The organism is Streptomyces mabaensis (genome assembly GCF_053763515.1).
Genome location: NZ_JBSOPZ010000026.1, coordinates 82,381 through 105,138 on the forward strand (window position 1 = coordinate 82,381; position 22,758 = coordinate 105,138).

A 22,758-nucleotide genomic window follows, 5' to 3' on the forward strand; every position below is an offset into this window, starting at 1 on the left:
CTGGGACACCGCCTTCTCGCCTGCTTCTGAGTGATCAGCCGCCGATGACGACGCGGCGGACGCCCTCCCAGCGGGCCGGGTCGGTGGTGCGGCGGCCGTCGACCAGGACGCGGACGTCCGGCAGGTCGGAGGCGGCCAGCTCGCGGTACTCCGCGTGGTCGGCCTGCAGGATCGCGGCGGTGACGGCCTGGCCCTCGTGCGGCACGAGACCGTGCGCAATGAGCTCCTCGGCCGTGTACATCGGGTCGGAGACGAACGGCACCGCGCCGCGCGCCTTGAGCGCCTCGACGGTCGGGAAGACGCCGGAGAAGGCCGTCTCCTTCACGCCACCGCGGTAGGCCGCGCCGAGCACCAGCACACCGACGCCGTCCAGGTCGCCGTAGGCGGCGGCCAGCAGGTCCACGGCGTACGCGGGCATCGCGGCGTTGGCCTCGCGGGCCGAGCGCACGACGGTCGCCTCCGGGTCGTTCCACAGGTACATCCGCGGGTAGATCGGGATGCAGTGGCCGCCGACGGCGATACCGGGCTGGTGGATGTGGCTGTACGGCTGGCTGTTGCAGGCCTCGATGACCTTCTTGACGTCGATGTCGTTCTTGTCGGCGAACCGGGCGAACTGGTTGGCCAGACCGATGTTGACGTCGCGGTACGTGGTCTCGGCCAGCTTCGCCAGCTCGGAGGCCTCCGCGGTGCCCAGGTCCCACACGCCGTTCGGCTGTGCGAGGTCGGCGCGCTCGTCGAAGTCGAGCACCTGCTCGTAGAACTCGACGCCGTGCCGGGCCGAGGTCTCGTCGATACCGCCGACGAGCTTCGGGTAGCGGCGCAGGTCCGCGAAGACGCGGCCGGTCAGCACCCGCTCGGGGCTGAAGACCAGGTGGAAGTCCTGGCCGGCGGTCAGGCCGGAGCCCTCCTCCAGCATCGGCGCCCAGCGGGTACGGGTGGTGCCGACGGGCAGCGTGGTCTCGTAGCTCACCAGGGTGCCCGGCTTGAGACCCGCGGCGATCGCCTTGGTCGCGGCGTCCATCCAGCCGAAGTCCGGAACGCCGTCGGCGTCGACGAAGAGCGGCACGACCACCACGACGGCGTCGGACTGGGCGACCGCGGCGGTCGTGTCCGTCGTCGCGGAGAGCAGCCCGGCGCCGACGGTCTCCTTGAGCAGGCGGTCGAGGTCGTACTCGCCGGGGAAGGGCTCGGTGCCGGCGTTGACCAGCTCGACGACCTTCTCGTTGACGTCGGCCCCGATCACGCGGTGGCCCTTGGCGGCGAACTGCACGGCGAGCGGAAGACCGATCTTGCCGAGAGCGACTACACAGATATTCATCGGGTTATTTTCCTCTTCAACCGGGACAGCAGGCGCCGGATTCGTACACGGGTGGCGGGCTTGGGCTCCCACAGCGGAGCCGTCGTGATCGTCAGCCACCCGCGGGGGTTCGCGTTGGCGTGGATGCGGTACGGGTGGTCGCGGCGCCAGCGGCGGGCGAGCGGCAGCGGCAGGCCCCGGGTCCTGACCGGGATCTCGTACGTCGAGCCGGCCACGTCGAGGTAGATGCGCACCCCGAGCTTCGCCTTGCGGCGCCCGACCGGTACCCGGGCGTGCAGGACCATGCCGTCGGCGTCGCGCTCGACGGTGAACTCGCCCACCACGGGCGGGAGTTCAAGGCCGCCGGGCAGCACCCGGCCGCCCGGCGTCGCCCCGGGGAGCTCGCCGGGAACCAGCCGCACGGCGGGGGTGCCGGTGTCGCCGGTGGCCCGGATCCGTACCGCGAGGGCGACGGACATCTCCCCGTCCTCCTGCTCCCAGCGCACCGAGAGCAGCCGGACCGCGTCCGCGACGGCCTTGGGCTCCGGACGCAGCAGCTCGAACGTCCGGTCCGGCAGCCCGGCCCCGTCCCGGAAGCCCGGGTAGCGGGCGAAGGCCCGCCCGCCCTCGATCAGCAGGGGCGGCGCGCCGTCCTCGGCCTCCGAGGCGATCGCGCGGACGAGCTCGTCCACCGCCCCGTGCTGGGCCAGACTGATCCGGACCCGCCGCTTGACGTCGAGGGCGTCACGCAGGGCGGCCGTGAAGTACGCGTCGGCCAGCTCGCGGACACCGTCGCAGACCTCGCGCTGGAGCCGCGGTTCCAGCGGGAGGAAGTCGTCCTGGACGAGCTTGGCGATCTCCCAGGTGAAGTGCCGCTCGAAGACGGCGTCCTGCTGGGGACCGGCCTCGACGAGCCCGGCCGCGAACCTCATGATCTCCGCGGTGCAGCGCAGCCGGACCAGGTGGTTCGACCGGTACGTGATGTTGCTCGCGTCGCCGCGCTTGACCGCGTAGTAGTACTTGTAGTCGGCCAGCACCGAGATCTTCTTCGCCCGGACGCAGGCTTCGAGGGTGAACGGCTGGTCGCTGCCGACCGGCAGGTCCTCGGGGAAGCGCAGCTTGTGCTGCTCCACCAGGTCCCGGCGGAAGAGCTTGATGTTGGCCAGGGTGAACGGCAGCGCCGAGTCGTACAGGCTGATGTCCGGGTCGGACTTCTGGAACAGCGCCTGGTGCGCGTAGCGCCCGTTCGTGCCGACCATCCGGCCGATCACGACGTCGGACCCGTGCGTGTCGGCACAGGCCACCATCCGCTCCAGCGCCTCTTTGCCGAGGTAGTCGTCGGAGCCGATGAAGAAGACGAACCGTCCGGTGGCGACCTCCAGAGCCCGGTTGCTCGGAGCGGCCGGACCGCCGGAGTTGGCCTGGTGGATCACCTTGAAGGTGTCCGGGTACCGCTTGGCGAAGCGGTCGAGTTCCCGGCCGCTGCCGTCCGTGGATCCGTCGTCGACCGCCACGACCTCAAGGCGCTTCAGCCCGATGCTCTGCCCGACGAGGGACTTCAGACAGTCCGTCAGGTAGGGCATCGTGTTGTAGACCGCGACGACGACGGTGACGTCGGGAGTCCTGGTCATCCACCCGCTCCCTGCTGCGTGGTGGACGCGGGCAGCAGCCGCGAGTAGACCCCGTCGAGGATCTCGGCCTGGGCCTCCCAGGTCCACTGCTCGAGAAGCCCCTCGGTCTCGTACGCAGCGGTGTACCGCTTGGGCTCGGCCAGCACCGCCTTGACGGCGCGCACGTAGTCCACGACGTTCTCGGCCTGGAAGATCTCGCCCTGGCCGGTGGCCTTGGCGACCTCGGCCATCGTCTTCACATCACTGACCACGAGCGGCAGCCTTGCGTGGGAGTACTCGAAGAACTTCGTGATCAGTGCGATCTCATGGTTCGGCCAGTGGTGGATCGGGATGATGCCGACGTCGGCACCCGACAGGAACGGAACCACCTGCCAGTGCGGCACGTACGGCAGCGCGTGAACCCGGTCCTGCACGCCGAGCGCTTCGGCGCGCGCCAGCAGCCCCCGGACATACGGAGCCTCGGGGTTCATCACGACGAAGGCCACGTGGGCATCCGGCAGGTCGGGCAGGCCTTCGACCATGATCCCGAGTCCGCGCTGCGCCGCCGCGAGGCCGCTGTACACCAGCAGCGGTACATCCGGGCCGATACCGCACAGCTCACGGATGTCCGGCACCGGCTCGTCCGTTTCGAGCGAAGTCGCGCTGGCATCCGGTGCGTTGAGGACCACGGCCGGCCGTTCGGCAAGCCCGTGGGACGTGCGGAGCAGGTCGGCGAGCCCCTCCGAGACGGTCACCACGGCGTCCGCGTGCTTGGCGTGCTCCCGCTCGTACGCCACCATCGCCGGCAGCTTGCGCTGGTTCGCCCAGGACCGTACGCCCGGCAGGAACTCATGCGCGTCCCAGACGAGCTTCACCGGACGTCCCGCGGCACGCGCCCGGAGCGTGGCCCGGGAGCCGACGCCGAGCATCCGGAAGTCGTTCGCGTGGATGATGTCCGGCTCGAGCGCGTCGATGACGGGGCCGAAGGCCAGCTCGAAGTCCCAGACGCCCGGGTCGAGTCGGCGCCAGGCGCGCTCGCCCATGGCCGTCAGCCAGAAGCGGGTGGTGGCCCGGTCCAGCGGCGCCGACCTCGTACGCCTGATCTTCCGGAGCTTCCTCGTCTCACGGGTGCGCAGCGACACCCATCGGGACGTCAGCTTGGACGCGGCCCGGGGAACGGTGAGCCACGCATTGCCGGTCTTGGCGCTGAGCGACGAAGCGCCGTTCGAGGAAGCCTTCAGCGCGGCGCGCCTGACCCTCAGGTCGGCGCGCCACGCCTTGACCTGCTGCACCCGGAAGGCGGCCACCCGGTCGGACGAGTACGCGAGCGGCCGGCGCAGCGGGGCGCCGCGAAGGTCCCTGGGCTGGACGGACATCTTCGACCGCACGTGGATGAGCTGGACCTCGGCTTCGCCGAGCATCCAGTTGTCCACACCGTTGCCGGACGCTTTGCCCAAAAGGATGACATCCCACCCGGCAGCAGCGGCTGAACTCGCCTGCTTCTGTACCCGGGAATCACCATGCACGCTGTTGTCGACCAGCATGACGATTCGACCCCGGGTACCCCGCCGGGCCCCCTGGATGTATTCAGACACCATGTGTCGTCGGATCCTCAGTCTTGAGAGGCACCGTGGTGCCCTTGTCTGCCGACTCCAATACGGCTGCGGCCACCTCGACCGTACGAAGGCCCTGCCGCAGGGTTGAAATGTTACTCGGCTTGCCCTGCACCGCGTCGCGGAAGTTCTCGTGCTCGACCAGCAGCGGCTCGCGCTTCGGGATCGCGTACCGGATCATGTCGCCCTCGGCGACGCCGCGGAAGGCCTGCAGGGCCTCCCACTCGGTCTCCTGGGCGGCGTTCGAGTAGAACGTGAGGTCGGCGGTGAGAGTGTCGGCGATGAAGCAGCCGCGCTCGCCGGTGACCGAAGTGAATCGCTCCTTCAGCGGACTCAGCCAGTTGACGAGGTGGTTGACCATCGTGCCGTCGGCGAGCTGGCCGACGGCGGCGACCATGTCCTCGTGCGGACGTCCGCTCTTGGACACCGTGTGGGCGGCGATGGAGACGTACTCCTGGCCGGTCACCCACGCGGTGAGGTCGATGTCGTGGGTGGCGAGGTCCTTGACCACGCCGACATCGGCGATGCGGTGCGGGAAGGGGCCCTGGCGGCGGGTGACCACCTGGAAGACCTCGCCCAGCTCGCCGGCCTCGAGCCGCTTGCGCAGGCTCTGCAGGGCCGGGTTGAAGCGCTCGATGTGACCGACGCCGGCCACCAGGCCGCGGCTCTCGAAGGCCTCGACCAGACGGTTCGCGCCCTCGACGGTGTCCGCCACCGGCTTCTCGATCAGCGCGCATACACCGGCCTCGGCCAGCTTGAGGCCGACTTCCTCGTGCAGCGCGGTCGGGCAGGCCACGACGACGTAGTCGACACCGAGCGCGAGCAGCTCCTCGACGGTGGACAGGACGGGCGCGCCGTTGGCGGCGCCGAACTTGTCCCCCATCGGGTCGACGACGCCGACCAGCTGTACGCCTTCGAGGCTCGCGAGTACACGGGCGTGGTGGCGCCCCATCGAGCCGAGGCCGATCAGACCGGCACGCAGTCCAGCGGAAGTCACAGGTTCTCTCCAAGGGCGTTCACGGCGGCGGCGATGCGTTCCAGGTCACCCTCGGTGAGCGAGGGGTGAATCGGAAGCGAGACGACTTCGGCGGCCGCACGCTCGGTCTCCGGCAGGTCCCAGTTGCGGCCCGCCTTCTGGTCCGGCTCCCAGTACGGCTTCAGCCGGTGGATCGGGGTCGGGTAGTACACAGCGTTGCCGATCCCCGCCTCGGTCAGCTGCTGCATCGCGGCATCCCGGTCACCCTGCACCCGGACGGTGTACTGGTGGTAAATGTGGCGTGCACCCTCGGCAACGGGCGGGATGACCACGTTCGACGCGGAGATGGCCTGGTCGAGGTACGCGGCGTTGGCGCGGCGCTGCTCGGTCCAGCCGCCCAGCTTCGACAGCTGTACGCGGCCGACGGCGGCGGCGACGTCCGTCATCCGCATGTTGGCGCCGACGATCTCGTTGGCGTACCGCTGCTCCATGCCCTGGTTGCGCAGCAGGCGCAGGGTGCGCGCGGTCTCCGCGTCGGCGGTGGAGATCATGCCGCCCTCGAGCGAGTGCATGTTCTTCGTCGGGTAGAAGCTGAAGGTGCCGCCCGAGCCGAACGCGCCCACGGGGGTGCCGTTCAGGGCCGCGGCGTGCGCCTGGCAGGCGTCCTCGACGACGGCGAGCTTGTGCTTCTCGGCGATGGGCATGAGCTTGTCCATCGCGGCCGGGTGGCCGTACAGGTGGACCGGCATGATCGCGGCGGTGCGCGGGGTGATGGCGGCCTCGACGGCGGCCGGGTCCAGTCCGAAGCTGCCGGGCTCGATGTCGGCGAAGACGACATCGGCGCCGACCAGGCGGACCGCGTTCGCCGAGGCGGCGAAGGAGAAGGACGGGACGATGACCTCGTCGCCGGGGCCGATGCCCAGCGCCAGCAGCAGCAGGTGCAGCGCTGAGGTACCCGAGTTCACCGCCACGCAGTGGCGTCCGTCGACCAGCTCGGAGAAGCCCTCCTCGAAGGCGGCCACCTCCGGACCCTGCACGACGCGACCGGTGCGCAGCACGCGTACCGCGGCCTCGATCTCCTCTTCACCGATCACCGGACGCGCAGCAGGGATCGGCTGCTCGTTGACGCTCGACATGGACGTCCTCCTTCAGCACCGCAAGAGCTCTATGTGTGGCAGAGGTCTGGGGTGCGGACGTCTCTCGAGGCCGCGCTGTTCCCCTCCGGCACAAAGCCGACGCCCTACCGAGGAATTTCAGGACCGGTTAGTCCCGGACCGGGACCGGTTAGCCGACCGCAGTCTCCGGTGGGAGGCACGGGTCGGCAACGACCGGCGTCACATTATCAGGAATTTCATGGGGTAAATCGCCGGTGGCAAACGCGTAAAGGCAACGATTCTGCCACGGAAAAGCGGCCCGCCCCCAGCAATCAGGGGCGGGCCGCTCCTTGCTCAGTCCTGTGCCGAAGCCGACACGGACGGCTGCACGGGCTGCTCCGCGGCGACCGTCTTCTTTGTCACCTTCTTGGCAGTCGTTTTCTTCGCAGCGGTCTTCTTCGCCGCCGTCTTCTTCGTCACAGCCTTCTTCGCGGTGGCCTTCTTGGCCGCCTTACGTGCCGTCTTCTTCGCCGCGGCGGCTTCCGCCTCCGGCTCCGCTTCGGGCTGCGCCTCCGGCTCGGGCTGTGCCTCGGTCCGCGCCTCGGCCTGCGGCTCGGACGCGACCACGACGACCGCCGCCTCGGCGGCACCGGCCGGCGCGCCTGCGGGCGCGCTGACCTTACGGGTCACCCGGCGCCGCGCGCGCGGCGCGGCCGGCTCCGGCTGCTCCGGCGCCTCGGGCTCCTGCGGTGCCTCGGCCACGATCGGGACGGCGACCGGGGCCGGTGCCTCGATGACGATCTCGGCGGCGGCCTCGGCGGCCGCCTCCTCCACCGGCTTCGGCGAACCCGCCGGCGCCGTGACCTTACGGGTCGCCCGGCGACGGGCACGCGCGGGCGGCGCGGCCTCCTCGACGGCGGCCTCCACGGGCGCGGCCACGGCGGGCTCGGCCGGGGCGGCCTCGACGACCGGCTCCGGTGCGACGACCGGCTCCGGCTCGGAGACCTGCACGGCCTCCGCCACCGGCTCCGACACGGGCTGCGACGGCACGGCCTCGGCCGTCTTCGGCGCACCGGCCGGCGCGGTCGCCTTGCGGGTCGCCCGGCGGCGCGAACGCCGCCCGCCGGCGGCGGCCTCGGCCTCCGCCACGCTGCTGAACAGTTCCTCGTCGGCGGCGAAGGCGGGCTCGGGCAGCGCCACCGGGGCGGCCGCCTCGGCGGCGACCTCGGCCTCGGACTCGGCGCCCGCCTCTGCCTCGGTGTCCGCCGTCACGAGCTCGTGCTCGTGCTCCTGCACACCACCGCGGCCGCGCTTCTTGGCACGCTTGCCGCCGCCCCCGCCACCGGCGGCGGTCGGCTGCTCCATGTGGACGATCACGCCACGGCCGTTGCAGTGCACGCAGGTCTCGGAGAACGACTCCAGCAGGCCCTGACCGACCCGCTTACGGGTCATCTGGACCAGGCCCAGCGAAGTGACCTCGGCCACCTGGTGCTTCGTACGGTCACGGCCCAGGCACTCCAGCATGCGCCGCAGCACCAGGTCCCGGTTGGACTCCAGCACCATGTCGATGAAGTCGACGACGACGATGCCGCCCAGGTCGCGCAGCCGCAGCTGACGCACGATCTCCTCGGCCGCCTCCAGGTTGTTCCTGGTGACGGTCTCCTCGAGGTTGCCGCCCTGGCCGGTGAACTTGCCGGTGTTGACGTCGATCACGATCATGGCTTCGGTCTTGTCGATCACCAGCGAACCGCCGCTCGGCAGCCAGACCTTGCGGTCCAGCGCCTTCATCAGCTGCTCGTCGATCCGGTACGTGGCGAAGACGTCGACCTCGGAGGTCCACCGCGACAGCCGGTCCGTCAGGTCCGGGGCGACGTGGTTGACGTAACCGTGGATCGTCTCCCACGCCTCGTCACCGCTGACGATGACCTTCGTGAAGTCCTCGTTGAAGATGTCGCGCACGACCCGGACGGTCATGTCCGGCTCGCCGTACAGCAGCGTCGGCGCGTTCGAGGCGCCGCCGCTCTTCGCCTTCTTCTGGATGTCCTCCCACTGCGACTGCAGACGCTCGACGTCGCGGCGCAGCTCGTCCTCGCTCGCGCCCTCCGCGGCGGTACGGACGATGACGCCCGCGTCCTCGGGGACGATCTTCTTGAGGATGGTCTTCAGACGCGCGCGCTCGGTGTCGGGCAGCTTGCGACTGATCCCGGTCATCGAGCCCTCGGGCACGTAGACCAGGTAGCGGCCGGGCAGCGAGACCTGGCTGGTGAGGCGGGCGCCCTTGTGACCGATCGGGTCCTTCGTCACCTGGACGAGGACCGACTGGCCGGACTTGAGCGCGGACTCGATGCGGCGGGGGCCGTTGGCCATGCCCAGCGCCTCGAAGTTGACCTCACCGGCGTACAGGACGGCGTTGCGGCCCTTGCCGATGTCGATGAACGCGGCCTCCATGGACGGCAGTACGTTCTGCACCTTGCCCAGGTAGACGTTGCCGACGTAGCTGGTGGCCTGCTCCTTGTTGACGTAGTGCTCGACCAGCACGTTGTCCTCGAGGACGCCGATCTGGGTGCGCTCGCCGCTCTGGCGGACCACCATGACGCGCTCGACGGCCTCGCGGCGCGCCAGGAACTCCGCCTCGGTGATGATCGGCACCCGGCGACGGCCCTGCTCGCGGCCCTCGCGGCGGCGCTGCTTCTTCGCCTCCAGACGGGTCGAGCCCTTGATGGACTGCACCTCGTCGGACGGCTCCTCGCTCTTACGGGACGGACGCGGCTCGCGGACCTTGACGACCGTACGCTCCGGGTCGTCGGCACCGGTCTCGGCCTCGCCGCCCGAGTCACCACTGCGACGGCGACGACGGCGGCGACGACGGCTGGAGCTGGACCCGGCGCCGGACGCGCCCTCCTCGTCCTCCTCCGGCTCCTCCTCGTCCTGGTCAGCAGCCTCGGCGTCCTGACCCTCCTCGCCCTCGCCGGACTCGTCGAGCTCGGCGGACTCGCCACGGCGACGGCGACGGCCGCCACGGCGACGGCGGCGCGCGGGGCGTTCGCCGGACTCGTCCGTCTCCTCGCCCTCGGCGTGCTCGTCCTCGACGGCCTCTTCGGCTTCGGCCTCGGCCTCCGCCTCGGCGGCCGCTACGGGCGCGGGCTCGACGGCGGGCTCGGTCTCGGCCGCAGCACCGCGACGGCGGCGACGGCGCGAGCCGGCCTGCGGCGCGGGGGCCGCGGCCTCCTCCTCCGCCGGCTCCGCCCGCTCGGCCGCCTCGGCGGCAGCGGCGGCGGCCGCGGTCTCGGGGGTCTGGAACACCGGCTCGGCGAAGACCGGCGCCTGGAACACGGCGACGGCCGGGCGGGTCGCCCGACGGCGGCCACGACCGGACGCGCTCTCCTCGGCCTCGGCCTCGGCCGGGGCGGCGGGCTGCGGAGCGGCGGTCACCGGCTGGCGCGTCGCACGGCGGCGGCCCCGGCCCTGGGGCGCGTCCACGGCGTCGGCCACGGTGACGGCCTCGCCCTCGGGCTCTTCGCCACGGCGGCGCCGGCGGCCGCGCGTCGCCTCGTCGGCGGCGATCTCGGCGGCGGCGTCGGCGGGCAGCTGCTCGCCGTCCTCGGCCACGATCTCGTCCTCGTCCTCGGCGTCCTCAACGGCGGGCACCTCGGCCTGCGCGGTCGCCTTACGGGTGGCGCGCCGACGCGTACGCGCCGGCGGCGCGGTCTCGGCCTCGGGCGCTTCGCTCGCGGCGGGAGCCTCAGCCGCTTCCGCGGCCGTCGGCTCACCGGCGGGGGCGGTCGCCTTACGGGTCGCCCGGCGGCGCGTACGCGCCGGAGCGGCGGGCTCGGTCACGGCCTCGGACTCGGTGTCGGGCACGGTGGACTCGCTCTCGGCGGCCGCCGGCGCACCGGCGGGCGCGGTCGCCTTACGGGTGGCCCGCCGACGGGCACGCGCGGGCGGCGCGGCCTCAGCCTCGACGGCGGCAGCCTGGTCGGCCGCGGTGGTCTCTTCGGCGGCAGTGGCCTGCCCCTCGGCGGGGACCCCGGCAGCCTCGGCGGACGCCTCCGCCGACTGCGGCGCACCGGCGGGCGCCGTCGCCTTACGCGTGGCGCGCCGACGGGCACGCTCCGGCGCCGCGGCCTCAGCCTCGACGGCGGCAGCCTGGTCGGCCGCGGTGGTCTCTTCGGCGGCAGCGGGGACCTGGTCCCCGGCGAGGGCTCCGGCAGCGGGCGGCTCGACGGCGACGTCAGTCGCTCCGGCACCGGCGGGCGCCGTCGCCTTACGGGTGGCCCGGCGGCGGGCACGCGCCGGCGGCGCGGCCTCGGTCTCCGCCCCGGCTTCGTGCGAGGCGGCGCCATCGGCCGCCTCCGGTACCGCGGCTGCGCCGGGTCCGTTGTCCGCGGCGACCGGCGGGCCCGCGGGGCGGGACGCCGCGCGGCGTCGGCGGCGCGGGGGCAGAGTGTCGCTGGGACTGTCGTCTACGGCGCTGTGGTGCGCCGGCTCGTTGGATTCGTTCGGCTCGAGCATGCGGGCGGTTCTCCCGTCGCGCTCCCGGGCGCCACGCCTGTTTCCGGTCCGTCACGGTCCGCGTGATGTGCGCGGAACCGCCGTCCGGGGCGCGGGCGCCGCACGGGAGCTGTGTCTAGCTCGCCGGTTCCGTAGGCGACATGCGTACGGCCTGGCGAAAGTCTTCAGGTCAGTGCGCTGCCCGACCCAGGTGGCTCCCGAGTACAAGGGCTGCGCCAAACGACGACCGCTTTACGCGGAACCTTCCGGCGCCTTCGCGGCGGCGAGTCCGGCGGCCGTGGGTGGGGCGGCCATGACTGCCTCGCGGTCGGGCGCGAGCGGGTCGGTCACCGTGCCGGACTCCTCGTCGAAGAGCCCCTGCGCCAGCCTGGTCACCGCAGCGGGGACCGGCGGCGCCAGGTCGGCCACAGCTCGGAGACCGGACAGGACGTCGTCGGGTCGCACGGCAGGTGTCAGGTGCCGTACTACCAGCCGCAGTATCGCACAGGCGTCGCCCACGGTCCTATCAGCCTGGGAAGGAAGCGCCTGCAGACCCGCCACGGCGCCTCGCGCGTCGAAGCTGCGCATGCCGTTCTTGGTACGGCGCTGGACCTCGACGGCCTCGGCGGCCAGGAAGGTCTCCACGGCCCGCTCCGCGTCCGCGAGCGCGACGCCGTCCAGACGCAGCTCCCAGACGGAGGCGGTCAGCCGGTCGGCGAGGCCCGAGGTGCGGGCCTCGACCGCGTCGGTGATGTCGAGCCCGTCCGGCAGCGACTCGTCGAGCAGCTCGCGCAGCTTGTCGGGGTCGCGGGACTCGGTGAGGGCGATCTCCAGATACTCGGCCTCGCTGCCCGTGCCGGTGGGTGCGGCATTGGCGTACGACACCTTCGGGTGCGGGGTGAAGCCGGCCGAGTACGCCATCGGCACCTCGGCTCGGCGCAGCGCCCGCTCGAAAGCGCGCTGGAAGTCACGATGGCTGGTGAACCGGAGGCGGCCGCGCTTGGTGTAGCGCAACCGGATGCGCTGCACTGCCGGAGCGGGCGGCGGGCCTTCGGGCTGTCGCTTGCCCAGTGGTTCTTCTCCTCGGTGCGGGGCGGCGCTCTCGCGCGCCGCCCTCGGGATCAGGGTGGTGCCGCCTCGGCGTCACCCCGTCCGGCTCACGCCCGCTGTGCGGGGAGATCTCGGGAGCGGGCGCCGCGCCGGCGGCAGTCGCTTGTACTACCCAGAGTACGCGTCGGCGCCCCCGTCGGTTCCCCGCCCACCCCACGCCCACCCGAGGCCCGCGAACACGGCGGAGGCCCCCACCGCGGACGGTGAGGGCCTCCGAAGGGTGCGCGGGTTACTTGACGACCGTCAGCGGCAGCAGCTTCTTGCCCGTCGGGCCGATCTGGATCTGCGTGTCCATCTGCGGACATAAACCCCCGCACCCAAAACCAGGGCCGAGACCTGTCGTTGTCCGGGCGTGAGGACATCAATGAACCGGAAGCAGGGCACTTTCACAGCCGGCGTCCACTGGAGGGGCCCCGACCTGGCGTTGCTCGATGAACTTCAGCGGGCCGAGAGCGCACTTCCTGAGGACGCCCCGCGCGCCCTGATCTCGGTACGGCTCTCGGCTCTCACCACGGACACCACGTCGCCCGTGCGGCAGGAACTCGAACTGCGGAGCCTGGCCATGGAACGCGGGTTGCGCGTGGTGGGTGTCGCCAGGGACCTCAATGTCTCCGCCACCCGGGTCCCGCCGTGGCAGCGCAAGGAACTGGGGCGTTGGCTGAACGACCGGGTACCGGACTTCGATGTGATCCTCTTCTGGAGGATGGACCGCTTCGTCCGACGGGTGACCGACCTCAGCGCCATGATCGATTGGTGCTCGGCCCATGGGAAGAACATGGTCTCGAAGCACGACGTCATCGACCTGTCCACCCCGCTCGGCAAGGCCACGGCAGAGCTCATCGGCGCTCTGGCGGAGATCGAGACGGGCAGCACGAGCGCCCGGGTGACGAGCCTCTGGGACTACGCCAAAACGCAGTCGGACTGGCTCGTGGGGAAACCACCCTACGGATATGCGACCTATGGCAGCCGGCTGGTCATCGAGCCGCAGGCGCAGCGCGTGCTCCGGTGGTGTCACGGCGCGGCGGTACGGGGAGTCACGGCACGTCGCATGACCACCGTCCTCATCCGCGGTGGGGTCCCCACCGGCGGTGGTGGGCAGTGGACGGTCAGCACTCTCCTGAGGAGGTTGCGGAATCCCGCACTGATGGGGCTGCGCGTCGTCGAGGACAAGGAGGGCGGCGTCCGCCGGTCCAAGATCGTCCGGGACAAGGACGGCGTCCCTGTCCGCGTGGCAGACCCGATCTTCACGGAGGCGGAGTGGCAGGACCTCCAGACCGCCCTCGACCGGCGCAGCACGTCGCAGCCACGTCGCAACCCCGGCGGGGCGACCTCGTTCCTCGGTGTCCTGGTCTGTGCGGACTGCGGCACCAACATGACCGTCCAGCGGACCGCGGTCCAGGGCCGCACCTACGCCTACCTGCGCTGCAGGAACTGTCCGAGCGGAGGATTGGGCGCCCCTGATCCGGATGCCGTGTATCGGGCGCTCAGCGCCCAGGTCATGTCCGCATTGGGTGCACGGCCGGTACGCGTACGGGAATACGCGCGCGGCGGAGCGGGCCCTCGACAGGCCGAGCCGCATTGGGTCGTCGCAGCGAGCGGTGAGACCTTCGGCGACCGCTGGGAACGCGAGGGCCGAGAGGTTATGACCGACGATTTGCGGCGGGCTGGAGTCACCTGCCAGGTCAGTCGCGCCAAGATCCCCGGAAGCAGAGCGCCCGAGGTCGGACTGGAGCTCAGCATTCCACCCGATGCCGGGGAGCGCCTGATCATCAAGCGGGACGCCTTCCCAGACCTGGTCCGTTGACGCCGACGGCCCCGTCCTTCGCGGACGGGGCCGAGGAGCACGCGCTGCTACTTGTTGACGACCGACAGCGGCAGCAGCTTCTTGCCGGTCGGGCCGATCTGGATGTCCAGGCCGAGCTGAGGGCAGACACCGCAGTCGAAGCACGGGGTCCAGCGGCAGTCCTCGACCTCGGTCTCGTCGAGCGCGTCCTGCCAGTCCTCCCAGAGCCAGTCCTTGTCGAGACCGGAGTCCAGGTGGTCCCAGGGCAGGACCTCCTCATACGTACGCTCGCGCGTGGTGTACCAGGCGACGTCCACGCCGAACGCGGGCAGCGTCTTGTCGGCCGCCTCCATCCACCGGTCGTACGAGAAGTGCTCACGCCAGCCGTCGAAACGGCCGCCCGACTCGTAGACGGCGCGGATGACCGCGCCAATCCTCCGGTCGCCGCGCGAGAGCAGGCCCTCGACGATGCCCGGCTTGCCGTCGTGGTAGCGGAAGCCGATGGAGCGGCCGTACTTCTTGTCGCCGCGGATCTTGTCGCGCAGCTTCTCCAGGCGGGCGTCCGTCTCCTCGGCGGAGAGCTGCGGGGCCCACTGGAACGGGGTGTGCGGCTTGGGTACGAAGCCGCCGATCGACACCGTGCAGCGGATGTCGTTCTGGCCGGAGACCTTGCGGCCCTCCGCGATGACCTTGACCGCCATGTCGCCGATCTGGAGCACGTCCTCGTCGGTCTCGGTCGGCAGGCCGCACATGAAGTACAGCTTCACCTGGCGCCAGCCGTTGCCGTACGCCGTGGAGACCGTACGGATCAGGTCCTCCTCCGAGACCATCTTGTTGATGACCTTGCGCATGCGCTCGGAGCCGCCCTCGGGGGCGAAGGTCAGTCCGGACCGACGGCCGTTGCGCGTCAGCTCGTTGGCCAGGTCGACGTTGAACGCGTCCACGCGGGTGGAGGGCAGCGAGAGGCCGATCTTGTCTTCCTCGTACCGGTCCGCGAGGCCCTTGGCGATGTCGCCGATCTCGCTGTGGTCGGCGGAGGACAGCGAGAGCAGGCCGACCTCCTCGAAGCCGGTCGCCTTGAGACCGCGATCGACCATGTCGCCGATGCCGGTGATGCTTCGCTCCCGCACGGGGCGCGTGATCATGCCGGCCTGGCAGAAACGGCAGCCGCGGGTGCAGCCGCGGAAGATCTCGACGGACATCCGCTCGTGGACGGTCTCCGCGAGCGGGACCAGCGGCTGCTTCGGGTACGGCCACTCGTCGAGGTCCATGACGGTGTGCTTCGACACGCGCCACGGCACACCGGACCTGTTCGGTACGACGCGGGCGATACGGCCGTCGGGCAGGTACTCGACGTCGTAGAACCGCGGGACGTAGACATTGCCGGTCTTCGCGAGGCGGAACAGGACCTCGTCCCGCCCACCCGGACGGCCCTCGGCCTTCCACGCGCGGATGATCTCGGTCATGTCGAGGACGGCCTGCTCGCCGTCGCCGATGACCGCGCAGTCGATGAAGTCCGCGATCGGCTCGGGGTTGAAGGCGGCGTGGCCGCCGGCGAGCACGATCGGGTCGTCGAGCGTGCGGTCCGCCGAATCGAGCGGGATGCCCGCCAGGTCCAGGGCGGTGAGCATGTTGGTGTAGCCGAGCTCGGTGGAGAAGCTCAGCCCGAAGACGTCGAACGCCTTCACCGGCCGGTGGCTGTCCACGGTGAACTGCGGGACCTTGTGCTCCCGCATCAGCTCTTCGAGGTCCGGCCACACGCTGTAGGTGCGCTCGGCGAGCACGCCCTCGCGCTCGTTGAGCACCTCGTAGAGGATCATGACGCCCTGGTTGGGCAGCCCGACCTCGTACGCGTCCGGGTACATGAGCGCCCAGCGAACGTCGCAGCTGTCCCACGGTTTGACGGTGGAGTTGAGCTCACCGCCGACGTACTGGATGGGCTTCTGCACATGCGGGAGCAGAGCTTCGAGCTGTGGGAAGACCGACTCGGCAGCAGACATCTCGCGAACCTTCGTGAGCTGGCGGGGGGCGACTCACAAGCGTAACCCGATTGGGGGCCGCCCCCGGACGACGTGATGGTTACGCCGTCAGGCCGTCGCGCAGTCCGGGCCGGGACGCCTTCCTCCACACCTCCGGCAGCTCGCGCTCGCGCCGCACCGCCTGCGCCTCCTCGTGTCCGTAGAGCAGTCCCCAGGTGAAGTCGCTCTCCCCCGCCGCGTGCGCCTGGATGGCGAGGGTCCGCAGGGACTCGCGGGCCACGACGCTGTCCTGGTGGTCGCCGAGCAGGTTCTGTACGGACTTCATCCGCTTGGCGAACCGCTTGGCCGGCTTGCCCAGCGCCGGGTGCGCCAGCTCGGCGGCGTAGCGCGCCCGCTTGGCCGCCTTGCGGGCCTCGTGCATCGCGACGTCCCGCTCCCCGCCCGGGTCGAGGTCGAGCGCGCGCTCGACCCGGCCGGCCAGCCGGTCATAGTCCTTGAGCACCGCTTTGGGGATCACCTTGTGCGGCGGCCGCGAGGCGGCGGACCGCAGCGGCGGGTCGGCCAGCAGGGCGTCCAGCGACTCCAGCAGGGCCAGGTACCGCTTGCTCTCCAGCACGTCGAGGGTGCCGCGGCGGGAGCCCGAGCGGCGCGCCACGCCCCAGATCTGCAGCCGTGCGGTGACGGGGCCGAGCAGCAGGGTTTCGGGCACCTCGGCGATCCGGGACTCCAGTCGCTCGGTCAGCACCTCCAGGTCCCGGTCGACGCCGAGTTCCGTGCCGAGCCACCTGAGCTCCTCGCCGATGGGATCGGTGACGGTCCGGTCGATGACCTTGCGGTACGTCTTGAAGGCGCTGCGCATCCGGCGGGAGGCGACCCGCATCTGGTGCACGGAGTCGGGCAGGTCCCGTCGCACCGCGGGGTCGTGGGCGACGAGCGAGGCGACCTGCTCCCGGAGGTAGCCGAGGACGTAACGCCCGGCGGTGTCCTTGCCGTTGGTGCCGGCGGACGGCTTCGCGGAGAACGTCCTGCCGCCCGGCTCCGTCTCCGCCAGGGCGCGGGCGAGCTTGGAGGGGGCGTCCGAGACCCGTGCACCGGCCTTGCGGAGCTTTTTCTCCACCGCGTCGAGGAACACCGGGTCACCGTCGTCCGCCAGCTCGACCTCGATCTCGGTCCATTCGGCCGTACCGCCGCCCGGGACGAGGCGTTCCGCGCGGACGGTGTCCGTGCTCAGCTCGGCGAGCAGCGTGCCGTCCCGGTCGACCAGATGGAGGACGTCGCGAGAGGACAGCAGGCGTACGAGCGGGACCAGCTCGGCGTCACGGACCCGGGAGCGTACGAGACCGGAGAGAGCGGCCGGCACCGGCTCGCCCGCGGTCCCGGCGCCGAGCGGGGCACGGATCTCGTCGCGCACGCCCGGGGCCACCGGCAGTTTGAGGTGCCAGCCCTCGTCGGCTCCGCCGGTTCTGCGGCGCAGCGTGATGGAGTCGGCGGCGAGCCGCTGGTCCGGGGTGTCGTAGTAGGTGGCGTCGAGTTCCACGACGCCCTGGTCGAGGACGGCCGCGACCCCGGCCACCAGGGTCAGGTCGGGCAGCCGGGTGTGGCCGTCGGCCGCAGTGAACTCGAATTTCCGCTCGATCTCGCGCTTCGTGTCCGCCATAGACCGAATTTAGTCGCGAATGACTTTCCTTGGCAGGTCTACGCGGACATCACGCGGACATCGGGCGTTGTACGCGGATGGACTGCAGCAGTCCGATCGCCACCCAGACCGCGAACATCGAGGATCCGCCGTACGAGACGAACGGCAGCGGGAGGCCCGCCACCGGCATGATGCCGAGCGTCATGCCGACGTTCTCGAAGGACTGGAAGGCGAACCAGGCGATGATCCCGGCGGCCACGACCGTGCCGTACAGCTCGGTCGTCTCACGGGCGATCCGGCACGCGCGCCACAGCACGACTCCCAGCAGGAGCAAGATCAGTCCCGCGCCCAGGAAGCCCAGCTCCTCGCCCGCGACGGTGAACACGAAGTCGGTCTGCTGTTCCGGCACGAACTGGCCGGTGGTCTGCGATCCCTTGAACAGACCGGTGCCGGTGAGGCCGCCCGACCCGATCGCGATGCGCGCCTGGTTGGTGTTGTAGCCGACGCCCGCCGGGTCGAGCTCGGGGTTGGCGAAGGCGGCGAAGCGGTTGATCTGGTACTCGTCGAGAACCCCGAGCTGCCAGACCAGGACGGCGCCCATCGCGCCCGTGCCGAGCAGGCCGAGTACCCAGCGGTTGGAGGCGCCCGAGGCGAGCAGGACACCGAGGACGATCACGACCATCACCATGACCGAGCCGAGGTCCGGCATCAGCATGACGATGGCCATCGGCAGCACCGCGATGCCCAGGGCCTTCATGACCGTGCGGTGGTCGGGATGGGGCTGGTCGCCGGCGTCGACCCGGGCCGCCAGCAGCATGGCCATGCCCAGGATGATCGTGATCTTGACGAACTCGGACGGCTGCAGCGAGAAGCCGCCGCCGATCACGATCCATGCGTGCGCGCCGTTGATGGTCGCCCCGAGCGGGGTGAGGACGAGCAGCACCAGCACGACCGAGAGCCCGTACAGGACCGGGACCGCGCCGCGCAGCGTGCGGTGCCCGAGCCAGATCGTGCCGATCATCAGCACCAGGCCGATGCCGGTGTTCAGGGCGTGCCGGAAGAAGAAGTAGTACGGGTCGCCCTGGTTGAGCTGGGTGCGGTTACGGGTGGCGGACCACACCAGCAGCGTGCCGATCAGGGACAGCGCCAGCGACGCGAGCAGCAGCGGCCAGTCGAGCCGGCGCAGGACCGAGTCACGGGCGGTGAGCCGGGACCAGATACCGCGGTCGGGGGTGTACCGCGAGACGGAGAAGCCGTGGGTGTCGGCCATCAGTCGCGCCTCCCGACCGCGATCTGCTGCTTGTTCTCGTCCTCGGGCTTCGCCGGCACGTACGGCTTGATCGTCGGAGCGTCGATCGAGCCGTCCTTCCCGATCTTCGGGAGGTCCTGCTGGGGCTGGGGCAGCAGTGCCTTCCGGAGGTCCTGGTTGCCTTCCTTGTCCAGGCCGTACAGCTCGTCGTAGATGTTGCGCACGAACGGACCGGACGCCCCGGAACCCGTACCACCCTGGGAGATCGTCATCACGATCGTGTAGTCGCGGGTGTAGGTGGCGAACCAGGAGGTCGTCTGCTTGCCGTAGACCTCGGCCGTACCCGTCTTGGCGTGCATCGGGATCTTGTCCTGCGGCCAGCCGCCGAATCGCCAGGCGGCCGTACCGCGGGTCGCGACGCCCGCGAGGGCATCGTTTATCAGCGTGCGCGTCTTGGCGTCCATCGGGAGCCGGCCGTGCGACTTGGGCTTGATCTCCTGGACCGACTTGCCGTCCGGGCTGACGACGGCCTTGCCGACGGTCGGGGTGACGAGCGTGCCGCCGTTGGAGATGGCGGCGTAGATGGTGGCCATCTGGATCGGGGTGACGAGCGTGTCGCCCTGCCCGATCGAGTAGTTGACGGAGTCACCGGCGCGCATCTTCATGCCTTCGAGGCAGTTCTCGTAGGCGAGCAGCTCGACGTACGTGCCGCCCTTCTTGCCCTGCTTGCACCAGCCGTCCTTGTTGGCCGCCCAGAAGTCCTTCTTCCACTGGCGGTCGGGGACCCGGCCGGTGACCTCGTTGGGCAGGTCGATGCCGGTCTCCTTGCCCAGGCCGAACTGGTGGGCGGTCTTGTAGAACCAGTCCGCCGGGTCCTTCTTGGGCTTGTTGCCGCCGTCCTTCCGCCACTGCTGGTGGGCCAGGGCGTAGTAGACGGTGTCGCAGGAGACTTCGAGGGCCTTGCCGAGGCTGATGCTGCCGTGGCCCTGGGACTCGAAGTTCTTGAAGACCTGTCCGCCGATGGAGTACGAGCTGGGGCACGGGTAGCGGCCGTTGAAGTCGTAGCCGGCGTTGACCGCGGCCGTGGTCGGGATGACCTTGAAGATCGAGCCGGGGGCCGCCTGGCCCTGGATCGCCCGGTTCAGCAGCGGGTAGTTGGAGCTCTTGCTGGTGAGTCTGGCGTAGTCCTTGCCGGAGATTCCGCCGACCCAGGCGTTCGGGTCGTACGTCGGGTTGGAGGCCATCGCCACCACCCGGCCGGTCTTGGACTCCATGACGACGACGGCACCCGCGTCGGCCTTGTAGTTCTGGTTGGTGTTGCGGTCGTGCTGCTTGCGGGCTTCCTTCATGGCCGCGTCGAGCTGGTACTCGGCGACCGCCTGCACCCGCGCGTCGATGCTGGTGACGACGTGGGCGCCGGGCACGGCCTCGTCGTTGTCGGCCTCGCCGATGACGCGGCCCAGGTTGTCGACCTCGTACCGGGTGACGCCCGCCTTGCCGCGCAGCTCACTGTCGTACGTCCGCTCCAGGCCGGAGCGGCCGATCTGGTCCGAGCGCAGCAGCGGCGAGCGGGTGTCCTCGGCCTTCTTGATCTCCTCGTCGGTGACCGGGGAGAGGTAGCCGAGCACCTGGGCGGTGTTGGCCTTGCCGGGCGCGGGGTAGCGGCGCACGGCGGTGGGCTCGGCGGTGATGCCGGGGAAGTCCTCCGCGCGTTCGCGGATCTGGAGCGCCTGCTGTGTGGTGGCCTCGTCGGTGACCGGGATCGGCTGGTACGGCGAGCCGTTCCAGCAGGGCTGCGGGGTCTCGGAGTCGCACAGCCGGACCTTGTCGGCGACGTCCTTGGGCTTCATGTCCAGGACTTCGGCGAGGCGCGCGAGCACGGCCTTGCCGTCGTCCTTCATCTTCATCAGCTCGGTGCGGCTGGCGGAGACGACGAGGCGGGTCTCGTTGTCGGCGAGCGGGACGCCGCGGGCGTCGAGGATCGAGCCGCGGACGGCCGGCTGGACCACCTTCTGGACGTGGTTGTTCTTCGCCTCGTCGGTGTACTCCTCACCGTTGCGGATCTGGAGGTACCACAGGCGTCCGCCGAGGGTGAGGAGCAGGGAGAAGACGAGGACCTGGATGGCGACGAGCCGGATCTGGACCCGGGGGGTTCGGCCCGTCTCGGGAATGTTGCTCACAGCCTCTTGACCCCCTTGATACGTCCTGCCTTTGCCGCCCTGTTCTTCGCCGCCCTGACCCGCAGGCCGCCGCGCTGGTTGCCGATGCGCAGCCCGGTGCCTGAGGAGAGCCAGCCGGAGGCGACGTCGGTGCCGGCGCCGCCGTTCTTCTGGGTCTCGGCGAGCGGATCGTTCTCGGCGCGTCTCGCCAGGGCGATGATCAGCGGCACGGTGAAGGGGGCGAGCACCAGGTCGTACACGACCGCGGTGAACAGCAGCCCGGTCAGGCCGACATGACGGGCCGCGGTGTCGCCGACCAGGGCGCCCACACCCGCGTACAGCAGCGTCGAGCCGATCGCGGCGGCCACGACCACGGCCATCGGCCCGGTGGCGGAGCGCAGCTGGCGGCCGGTGTCCGGCTTGGCGAGGCCGGCCAGATAGCCGGTCACGCACAGGACGAGCGCGTAGCGGCCGGCGGCGTGGTCGGCCGGCGGGGCGAGGTCGGAGAGGAGCCCCGCGCCGAAGCCGATGAGGGCGCCGCTGACGTGCCCGTAGACGAGCGCGAGGGCCAGGACGGTGAGCAGAACCAGGTCGGGGACCGCGCCGGGGAGTTGGAGCCGGGCCAGCACGGTCACCTGGACGACCAGAGCGACGACCACCAGGGTGATCGAGAGCAGAATCCGGTTGAAGCGCATGAGGTTCAGCTCCTACTGCTCGGTGCCGTCGGCCTGGGCGTCCGCCGAAGGAGTGACCGTGACAGTGACCGTCGGCGTGGGCTTCGGCGGGGCGGGCTTGGGCGGCAGGACCATGTCGCGGGGATCATCGCGCGGCGGCTGGACGACGACGCCGACGATGTCCAGCCTGCTGAAGCCGACGTACGGGCGGACCATGACGGTACGGGTCAGGTCGCCGCCGGAGGGGTCGACGCGGATGATCTCGCCGATCGGGACTCCCGGTACGAACGGCCTGGCGCCGCGCGAGCCGAACGTCACCAGACGGTCGCCCTTCTTGACCTTGGCCTTTCCGTTGAGCAGCTGGACGCGCAGCGCGCGGTCGCCCTGGCCGGTGGCGAAGCCGAGTTCGCCGGTGTTCTCCAGGCGGGTGCCGACGGTGAAGTCGGGGTCGTTGGCCAGCAGGACGGTGGCGGTGTCCGGGCCGACGGTGGTGACCCGGCCGACGAGTCCGTCGCCGTTGAGGACGGTCATGTCGCGGCTGATGCCGTCCTTGCTGCCGGCGTCGATGGTGACGGTCCAGGAGAAGCCCTGGGCCGCTCCTATCGCGATGACCTCGGCGCCCTTGATTCCGTACTGCCCCGCGCCGGCCTTCTTGAGCATGTCGTCGAGCTCGCGGATACGGCTGCGGTTGCGGTCGTCGCTGCCGAGTCTGGCCTTCAGCGCGGCGTTCTCCCGCTCCAGCACGGTGATCCGGTTGTGCCGCTCACCGGAGTCGCGCACCGCCCCTATGGCGTTGCCGATCGGGTCGACCGCGGTGGCGACCCCGTTCTCCACCGGGCCGAAGACCGTGGCGGCGGCCTGCCGGGCACCGTCGACCGGTGACTCCTCTCCGCCGCGGATGTCCACCGTGATCAGTGCGAACGCGATGGCGATCAGCAGCACCAGGAGCAGCCGGCTCTCTCGTGTGTCCCTCACGTGCGGCGGCCGTGCCTTCCTCGTCGAAAACTACTGTGCGGTATGTCAACGATCCGCCGTACGGGAGGTCAGGCCCCCGTACGGCGGATTCAGGGTGCGCCGTCGTGAACCG

General features: G+C 70.8%; 14 protein-coding genes. 1 reads left to right on the forward strand and 13 read right to left on the reverse strand.

The window, feature by feature from the left end:
* Window positions 1-34: 34 nt before the first annotated feature.
* The 7 genes from ACWV17_RS22895 to ACWV17_RS22925 all read right to left on the reverse strand — a co-directional run bounded on the left by ACWV17_RS22895 (window position 35) and on the right by ACWV17_RS22925 (window position 12,110).
* The gene (locus ACWV17_RS22895) at window positions 35-1,318 is read right to left on the reverse strand and encodes a nucleotide sugar dehydrogenase (RefSeq protein ID WP_455357037.1); all 1,284 of its coding nucleotides are present in this window, start codon (window positions 1,316-1,318) and stop codon (window positions 35-37) included.
* Entirely contained in the window at window positions 1,315-2,928 is a 1,614-nt protein-coding gene (locus tag ACWV17_RS22900; protein ID WP_455361225.1) for a glycosyltransferase family 2 protein, read from the reverse strand. The genes ACWV17_RS22895 and ACWV17_RS22900 overlap by 4 nt, the downstream gene beginning before the upstream one ends.
* Window positions 2,925-4,505, reverse strand: coding sequence for a glycosyltransferase (locus tag ACWV17_RS22905; RefSeq protein ID WP_455361226.1), 1,581 nt, complete (start codon window positions 4,503-4,505; stop codon window positions 2,925-2,927). The genes ACWV17_RS22900 and ACWV17_RS22905 overlap by 4 nt, the downstream gene beginning before the upstream one ends.
* Window positions 4,495-5,517 carry a Gfo/Idh/MocA family oxidoreductase gene (locus ACWV17_RS22910; RefSeq protein WP_455357040.1) on the reverse strand — a complete coding sequence of 341 codons (1,023 nt, stop codon included), beginning with the start codon at window positions 5,515-5,517 and terminating at the stop codon, window positions 4,495-4,497. The genes ACWV17_RS22905 and ACWV17_RS22910 overlap by 11 nt, the downstream gene beginning before the upstream one ends.
* Window positions 5,514-6,632, reverse strand: coding sequence for a DegT/DnrJ/EryC1/StrS family aminotransferase (locus tag ACWV17_RS22915; protein ID WP_455357041.1), 1,119 nt, complete (start codon window positions 6,630-6,632; stop codon window positions 5,514-5,516). The genes ACWV17_RS22910 and ACWV17_RS22915 overlap by 4 nt, the downstream gene beginning before the upstream one ends.
* Before the next feature lie 312 nt (window positions 6,633-6,944).
* Complete coding sequence (locus ACWV17_RS22920) at window positions 6,945-11,102, reverse strand: Rne/Rng family ribonuclease (protein WP_455361227.1); 4,158 nt, start codon at window positions 11,100-11,102, stop codon at window positions 6,945-6,947.
* A gap of 231 nt (window positions 11,103-11,333) precedes the next feature.
* A complete protein-coding gene (locus ACWV17_RS22925; RefSeq protein WP_455357043.1) occupies window positions 11,334-12,110 on the reverse strand; it encodes a TIGR03936 family radical SAM-associated protein in 777 nt (258 codons plus the stop codon).
* Between the two features lie 445 nt (window positions 12,111-12,555).
* Between ACWV17_RS22925 and ACWV17_RS22930 the strand changes: the two genes are divergently transcribed.
* The gene (locus tag ACWV17_RS22930; RefSeq protein ID WP_455361228.1) at window positions 12,556-13,995 is read left to right on the forward strand and encodes a recombinase family protein; all 1,440 of its coding nucleotides are present in this window, start codon (window positions 12,556-12,558) and stop codon (window positions 13,993-13,995) included.
* A gap of 47 nt (window positions 13,996-14,042) precedes the next feature.
* Here the strand turns inward: ACWV17_RS22930 and ACWV17_RS22935 are convergent, their stop codons facing one another.
* The 6 genes from ACWV17_RS22935 to mreC all read right to left on the reverse strand — a co-directional run bounded on the left by ACWV17_RS22935 (window position 14,043) and on the right by mreC (window position 22,646).
* Window positions 14,043-15,974 carry a TIGR03960 family B12-binding radical SAM protein gene (locus ACWV17_RS22935; RefSeq protein ID WP_455361229.1) on the reverse strand — a complete coding sequence of 644 codons (1,932 nt, stop codon included), beginning with the start codon at window positions 15,972-15,974 and terminating at the stop codon, window positions 14,043-14,045.
* Window positions 15,975-16,053: 79 nt separating this feature from the next.
* Window positions 16,054-17,610, reverse strand: coding sequence for a CYTH and CHAD domain-containing protein (locus ACWV17_RS22940; protein ID WP_455361230.1), 1,557 nt, complete (start codon window positions 17,608-17,610; stop codon window positions 16,054-16,056).
* 49 nt (window positions 17,611-17,659) lie between these two features.
* Window positions 17,660-18,859 (reverse strand): rod shape-determining protein RodA, encoded by a 1,200-nt coding sequence (rodA, locus tag ACWV17_RS22945; protein ID WP_455357046.1) that lies wholly within the window; start codon window positions 18,857-18,859, stop codon window positions 17,660-17,662.
* Window positions 18,859-21,018: a penicillin-binding protein 2 gene (mrdA, locus tag ACWV17_RS22950; RefSeq protein ID WP_455357047.1), complete on the reverse strand. Its 2,160-nt coding sequence runs from the start codon at window positions 21,016-21,018 to the stop codon at window positions 18,859-18,861. The genes rodA and mrdA overlap by 1 nt, the downstream gene beginning before the upstream one ends.
* Entirely contained in the window at window positions 21,015-21,692 is a 678-nt protein-coding gene (gene mreD, locus ACWV17_RS22955; protein WP_455361231.1) for a rod shape-determining protein MreD, read from the reverse strand. Before mreD ends, mrdA begins: the two co-directional genes overlap by 4 nt.
* 12 nt (window positions 21,693-21,704) lie before the next feature.
* Entirely contained in the window at window positions 21,705-22,646 is a 942-nt protein-coding gene (mreC, locus tag ACWV17_RS22960; protein WP_455361232.1) for a rod shape-determining protein MreC, read from the reverse strand.
* Between the last annotated feature and the right edge of the window lie 112 nt (window positions 22,647-22,758).

Coding starts and splice junctions, on each gene's coding strand:
- ACWV17_RS22895 (WP_455357037.1), bottom strand. CDS start 1,318: ATGAATATCTGTGTAGTCGCTCTCGGCAAGATCGGTCTTCCGCTCGCC.
- ACWV17_RS22900 (WP_455361225.1), bottom strand. CDS start 2,928: ATGACCAGGACTCCCGACGTCACCGTCGTCGTCGCGGTCTACAACACG.
- ACWV17_RS22905 (WP_455361226.1), bottom strand. CDS start 4,505: ATGGTGTCTGAATACATCCAGGGGGCCCGGCGGGGTACCCGGGGTCGA.
- ACWV17_RS22915 (WP_455357041.1), bottom strand. CDS start 6,632: ATGTCGAGCGTCAACGAGCAGCCGATCCCTGCTGCGCGTCCGGTGATC.
- ACWV17_RS22920 (WP_455361227.1), bottom strand. CDS start 11,102: ATGCTCGAGCCGAACGAATCCAACGAGCCGGCGCACCACAGCGCCGTA.
- ACWV17_RS22930 (WP_455361228.1), top strand. CDS start 12,556: ATGAACCGGAAGCAGGGCACTTTCACAGCCGGCGTCCACTGGAGGGGC.
- ACWV17_RS22935 (WP_455361229.1), bottom strand. CDS start 15,974: ATGTCTGCTGCCGAGTCGGTCTTCCCACAGCTCGAAGCTCTGCTCCCG.
- ACWV17_RS22940 (WP_455361230.1), bottom strand. CDS start 17,610: ATGGCGGACACGAAGCGCGAGATCGAGCGGAAATTCGAGTTCACTGCG.
- rodA (WP_455357046.1), bottom strand. CDS start 18,859: ATGGCCGACACCCACGGCTTCTCCGTCTCGCGGTACACCCCCGACCGC.
- mreD (WP_455361231.1), bottom strand. CDS start 21,692: ATGCGCTTCAACCGGATTCTGCTCTCGATCACCCTGGTGGTCGTCGCT.